Here is a 1851-nt window from a genome sequence, read left to right on the forward strand (position 1 = left end):
CATCGGCGAGATCTCGGACACTGATAAAGTTCGTGAAGCCGCGGCGCATGCGCGACGGCTTGGCTTTGCCGGAGCTTTGGCGATCCATCCGACACAGGTGGCCATATTCAATGAGGCTTTCTCGCCAAACGCAGAGGAACTCGAGTGGGCCCGCGATGTCGTAGCCGCCGAGAACGATGCCGCCTCCCGCGGACTGTCTGCATTCTCGTTGAATGGTAAGATGGTTGATCCGCCGGTGGTGCGGCGCGCCCGTGAGATCCTGGCTCTCGCCAGCAGCAACTGACCTGCCTTTAATCAACCGGCGGACAGACGCCGGTTTCGAGCCATGGCCCGACAGGTTTGTTGCTTGCTCGCCATCTCGTTTCGAGATAGACATGAAGGCACTGGGGATCATGCCCCGGTTGGATTTTTTCGTCGTGGACATCAGGCAGTTAAGATACTTTGTCGGCGTAGTCGAAGCCGGTAGTTTCACGAAGGCCGCTGCGCTCCTGCATGTCGCTCAGAGCGCCCTTAGCCTGCATGTGCGTCAACTGGAGGAAAGCTTCGGCACTCAGCTGCTGGTACGCGACAGGACCGGCGTCAGCGTGACGGCCTCCGGAGCCAAACTGCTCGAGCGGGCGCGGACGATTCTCAAGGAAATTCGACTCACTGAGGCGGAACTGACCAACTCGGTGGCTGCTCCTTCCGGAGAGGTGACCATTGGCATTCCGTCCGGAGCCGCGCGCGTCCTTAGCGGTCCCCTGCTTGAATCGGTAAGAAGCGAGTTGCCGAGGATCTCCCTTAAGATGATCGAGGGCATGACGGGACCGCTCGAGGAGTGGATGGCTGCTGGCCGTTTCAATCTGGCTGTCCTTTACCGCACTGCCGAGAGTGTAGGGCGAATGACGGTCCTGGCACGGGAAGAACTTTGCCTCGTAGTGCCGCGGGGTGAACCGCCTTTCGAAGATTCGATACCGCTCGCCGACCTGCACCAGTTTCCGCTGGCGGTTCCCATGCGCAACAACAATGTCAGGCGTTCGGTGGCTGATGTGGTTGCGCAGCACGGGTGTGTGTTGGACGTCAGATTCGAAGTCGACTCCCTTTCTACGATCATCAACATGGTCATGGAAGGAAAAGCCTATTCTATCCTTGCCCCGTCGGCCATTCAGAAGGAGACCTCTCAAGGCCAAGTCCGAACGGTCAAAATCATTGATCCAGTGATTACCCGTTCCGTTGTGCTTGCCGTCAACCCGAAAGATGAGCACTCTCCCGCCGTCTCTGCGGTCCGCAAGCTTATCCCCAATGTCGCCAGGACATTGATCGAGAGCAGGCAGTGGTCAGCCACGGCTCCGGACCGGGCTTAGGCACATCCTTCAAACCAATTTGCAGTGCTAGCACTCTTCCGCGGCTGGCCTGAGCGGTAACAATCTGGATTCGAGATGGTTTTGGGCGATATTCCATATTTGACCCGCGGCGACCATCGCGATGAAATTGGCACAAGAACGACGTAGCGGTTTGGATATCGAACGCCGCTCGGATAGGCAAAAATTCACCCAAGCGGAGCACGCGATGTCCGACGCCACGCGCTACGAGGTCTTTATCAACGGCGTATGGCGAGCCGGTGGTGACGGAGCCACTCTGCCGGTGATCAATCCGGCGACAGAGAAGGTATTTGCCTCGGTGGCCTCGGCGACGATACCGGATCTGGATGAGGCCCTCGCTTCGGCAGAGCGCAGCCGCAAGGCCTGGTCCTCACGGCCTGCAAAAGATCGTGGCGAGATTCTCGTAGCAGCCGCCAGGATTCTGGCAGCGAAGGTTGAAGCGGCAGCCAGGGACCTGTCAGCAGAACAGGGCAAGACGATCGCCGAAGCG

At 58.9% G+C, this 1851-nt stretch carries 2 protein-coding genes and 1 pseudogene; all 3 read left to right on the top strand.

The window, feature by feature from the left end:
• Positions 1-283 (top strand): annotated as a pseudogene (locus NKI85_RS37640) (HpcH/HpaI aldolase/citrate lyase family protein); the annotation flags it as partial.
• Positions 284-416: 133 nt separating this feature from the next.
• On the top strand, positions 417-1343 hold the full coding sequence (locus tag NKI85_RS37645) for a LysR family transcriptional regulator (protein ID WP_352780949.1): 927 nt from the start codon (positions 417-419) through the stop codon (positions 1341-1343).
• Between the two features lie 205 nt (positions 1344-1548).
• A partial coding sequence (locus NKI85_RS37650; RefSeq protein ID WP_352780951.1) for an aldehyde dehydrogenase family protein occupies positions 1549-1851 on the top strand: 303 nt, incomplete at its 3' end.

Origin of the sequence: Mesorhizobium sp. M0571 (assembly GCF_040320985.1) — a bacterium.
In the GTDB taxonomy this organism is placed as follows: Bacteria; Pseudomonadota; Alphaproteobacteria; order Rhizobiales; family Rhizobiaceae; genus Mesorhizobium.